Annotated in this window: 5 protein-coding genes; 2 read left to right on the forward strand and 3 right to left on the reverse strand. The window is 45.6% G+C overall.

The features are described from left to right. Positions 1–643, forward strand: a 643-nt coding sequence (locus IQ263_RS27770) for a DALR domain-containing protein (RefSeq protein WP_339384807.1), incomplete at its 5' end; no start/stop codon positions are given. Positions 644–714: 71 nt separating this feature from the next. On the opposite strand, the gene IQ263_RS27775 is transcribed toward IQ263_RS27770, so the two are convergent. Then, entirely contained in the window at positions 715–1668 is a 954-nt protein-coding gene (locus IQ263_RS27775) for an alpha/beta fold hydrolase (RefSeq protein WP_194071255.1), read from the reverse strand. A gap of 24 nt (positions 1669–1692) precedes the next feature. Continuing rightward, on the reverse strand, positions 1693–2004 hold the full coding sequence (locus IQ263_RS27780; protein ID WP_228042329.1) for a helix-turn-helix domain-containing protein: 312 nt from the start codon (positions 2002–2004) through the stop codon (positions 1693–1695). Between the two features lie 80 nt (positions 2005–2084). On the opposite strand from IQ263_RS27780, the gene IQ263_RS27785 reads away from it, so the two are divergent. Further along, positions 2085–3197 (forward strand): AI-2E family transporter, encoded by a 1113-nt coding sequence (locus IQ263_RS27785; RefSeq protein ID WP_194071256.1) that lies wholly within the window; start codon positions 2085–2087, stop codon positions 3195–3197. A 120-nt stretch (positions 3198–3317) separates the two neighbouring features. On the opposite strand, the gene IQ263_RS29040 is transcribed toward IQ263_RS27785, so the two are convergent. Next, positions 3318–3528 (reverse strand): hypothetical protein (locus IQ263_RS29040; protein ID WP_228050427.1); only part of this gene is annotated, 211 nt, incomplete at its 5' end.

Consider the following 3528-nt stretch of genomic DNA (forward strand, 5'->3'; position numbering starts at 1 on the left):
ATCTGCACCCCCCCAGCCCCCCCTTGGTAAGGGGGGGAGTAAGAGTGATAAGTCAAAAGCGGTGGAACCGATGGCGGTGAGGCTGTTTGTGTTGATGGCGCAGTACCGCAGTCAAATTGATTTTACTGAAGAGGCGATCGCATCTGCTAGAAATGGCTGGAATACGATCAACGAAGGCTTGCTTTTTGGGCTCCGATATGCCGATAAACTGAGTTGGGATGTTGAGAAAACCGGACAAGATACCAATGCTGTGCAGCAGTTTCAAGCCGCGATGGATAATGATTTCAATACTCCGGCTGCTTTGGCTGTTTTGTTTGAATTGGCTAAGGAATTGGGTAAGGAAAGCAATATTTTGGTGCATCAAGGCAAAACTGAAACTTCGCCGGAATTGTTGCAGCTTCATTGGCTGACTTTGGTGAGTTTGGCGGGGGTTTTGGGGTTGGAAGTTCAGCCGGAAGCTGACAGCGATGATGCGGTTGGCGGTTTGAGTGATGGGGAGATTGAGGCGATGATTCAGCGGCGGAAGGATGCGCGAATAGCTAGGGATTTCGCTGAGGGCGATCGCCTTCGCAATGAACTTAAGGATAATGGCATTACTTTGATTGACCAAAAGGATGGTACAACTATTTGGCACCGGGGTTAAAAAACTGGTTTGTAGTGAGTAATTCATTCCTCTGGGACGGACTGAATTCCTCACTACGAAGGAATGAATTTTTATTGATTTAACTTATTTGTAAATTCGGCAACCGCGCCGACAAATTCTGGGGTGGATTCGTAGGGTAAAACGTTGCGCCCCGGCATTAATAAACCCTCTGCGTTGGGAAAGTTAGCCAAATATTGCGCTAGTCTTTCCTCTGGTTTTTCTTCTTTACCCGATTGACTAATGCTTGAGGCTGTTTCTCCCATGATAACGAGTACGGGGCGATCGCACTTTTGAATCGTACTGCTGTAATCCTTGCGCCAAAACCCCGCCAAAAACGAGAAAACTGCGTGGCGGCTGTCAGGATTTGCCGCCCCAGCCTGCAAAGCCTCCAACCATTCCCTGTCAACTTTTGCCGCATCGCCAAACAGTTGTTTTGCAGAAAAAGATCGCAAGAATTCAGCGCGTCTGGCGTAGCGGTAAAAAGCGTTTCCCAAGGGAGAATCTAACAAATTCCAGACGATTCTTTGCTGTCTCTCTGTCGAATGTTTGTTCATCACCGCCCAAGCTGGAGGCCCGGCGAGGATTAATCCGCCAATTAAATTTGAGCCGCTTTCCTGCTGGATTTTGGCTAATTCCAAGGCTACACACAGTAAAGCACCTTGCACGAGTACGATCGCAGGTTTTTTTACTACAGTCTCCAAGAAAAACTGCAACTGGGCCGCCCAATCGTCAGGATAGCAAGCCACAGCAGGCATTTCGCAATCTCCGCACCCCAAAAGATCGGGGTTGTAAATCGGATTTGTGTTGCCCGATTTGTACCAATCTTCGCAAAATCTCTGCCAAAATACTCTTGACAATCCAACTCCTATGGGATGAATCAATAACAAAGGGATGCTATTTGTGGCCGCAGTATTTGGGTTGTAAACATCGTAAGCACAGCGATAATTTTGCCATTCGTAAAATAGCGTTGGTGATTTTATAGACGAAGTGGTTGACAAATCTTGATTTGAAGGTGGTGATTGCATATAAGTTTTTTAATTTTTTATGTACTATGCTAGGACAATGCGAGTTTGACCTTGGACATTTGGTTGGGAGTGGGCAATACGAATCTCTACATTGCTGCCGAGTGCGTTGATAAAACGAAATAGGCGTTCTGTAGAGAAGTCGGATAATTTGCCGCGCATCAATGCTGATATCTGGGGGTGAGAGATTTCTAAAATCTTTGCTGCTTCAATCTGAGTTACTTGTTCCGAGATTAACTCACTGATTTGATGAGCTAGTTCTGCCTTAATCAATAGTTCATCAGGATTCGGGAGCCCTAAGTCCGCAAAAACATTCCCACTGCTTGAATGCACTTTCATTGTCTTATTTATAATTTATATCGTATAGTTTATTATAACATCAAGGGTAACAGATTCGGCCACAATATAATTACTCAATCATGTCAGAACAGCGGATTACAATTTCTATACCTAACTTGCTGCTAATTGTAGCATCGTCCTTGCTGCTAGTGCTGCTGTGGCAATTGCGGAGCCTGCTAGTAATTCTGATGATATCAGTCGTGCTGGCCGCATCGATCGTCCCGATCGTCAATTGGGCCGAAACCATGCGCCTTCCCCGCTGGCTGGCGGTGATTCTGGTTTATTTAACTCTGATCGGCGGATTTAGCGGGGCGGTAGTGTTAATCGGCCCGACAATTATCGAGCAAATCCAGTTACTGGTGCGACTGCTACCAGTTTACGTTAAAAGTCTGGAAACCTTAGCCACTAATCTATTGAGTCGCCTCACCGACGATGCCCCGGCGCTGGTGGGTCAGTTGGTGGACACTCAATCGCTGACGAATTGGCTGATTCGATCTAGCCAACAACTAATTTTGCGATCGTACAGTTTAACTAGAGGCATTTTAGGAGGTGTTTTCAGCTTGATTTTAGCATTATTTATTTCAGGTTACATGGTTGCCGATAGCAACACATTAATTAAAAGCTTAGTGCAGTTTTTCCCCAAACCTTGGGATGAAAAATTAGCCGCCCAAGCAACGCCCATCGGTCAAAGAATGGGGAGTTATATTCGCGGGCGAGTGTTAGTTTCGGGGATTTTAGGGATATTTATTACCACAGGTTTGAGCGTTTTAGGAATGCCGGAATTTGCTTTAGGCTTGGGTGCGATCGCAGGTGTTACCAACCTGATTCCCTTCATCGGCCCAGTATTGGGAGCAGTCCCCGCATTAATTGTAGCCTTAGCTAAAGGTGGCTGGCTGGTTTTGTGGGTATTGCTGTTATTTGTAATTATCCAAAACTTGGAAACTTACGTACTCGATCCTTTGCTGGTTGGTTCCTCGGTTGGCGTGCATCCATTGTATCAATTGCTGTCTGTTTTGGGAGGCGTGCAAGTATTGGGAATTATCGGCGCAATAATTGTGCCGCCTTGGTTTGCGGGAGTGGCGGCTTTGGTGGAAAACTTGTATTTAAAACCGAAGCTTAGAGGCGAACATCGAGAGGCAATAAATCAGGCTAAACATAATTCTGATTTACCGCCTATAACACCTTTGACGTGACAGCAGGTTATGGCTCGATCGCGGAACATACTCGTAAGGTGCGTTGCCTCAAAAAATCTTAATGAAATATCAAAAAGCTCACATATCCGCACCTTATAGAATTCACGATTGCAAGTCTTCTTACCCAAAAATTGCGCTTATTTCCTCAAGGATTGTCCGGTGCGTCGCTAGGGAAGTGTTTGTCAAATTCAGGAATTTTTGATAGCGACGCACCCTACCACTTAAATCTGCGGTTGAACTATCAATCAAATACTGATAAATCAGTGTAGTAAGCTGTTGCTCATATAGATTGTGTATGGCGATTGAGGGGGAGAGGGGGAGAAGGGGAGAG

This window comes from Tychonema sp. LEGE 06208, assembly GCF_015207505.1.
Lineage (GTDB): Bacteria > Cyanobacteriota > Cyanobacteriia > Cyanobacteriales > Microcoleaceae > Microcoleus.

Coding starts and splice junctions, on each gene's coding strand:
- IQ263_RS27775 (WP_194071255.1), bottom strand. CDS start 1,668: ATGCAATCACCACCTTCAAATCAAGATTTGTCAACCACTTCGTCTATA.
- IQ263_RS27780 (WP_228042329.1), bottom strand. CDS start 2,004: ATGAAAGTGCATTCAAGCAGTGGGAATGTTTTTGCGGACTTAGGGCTC.
- IQ263_RS27785 (WP_194071256.1), top strand. CDS start 2,085: ATGTCAGAACAGCGGATTACAATTTCTATACCTAACTTGCTGCTAATT.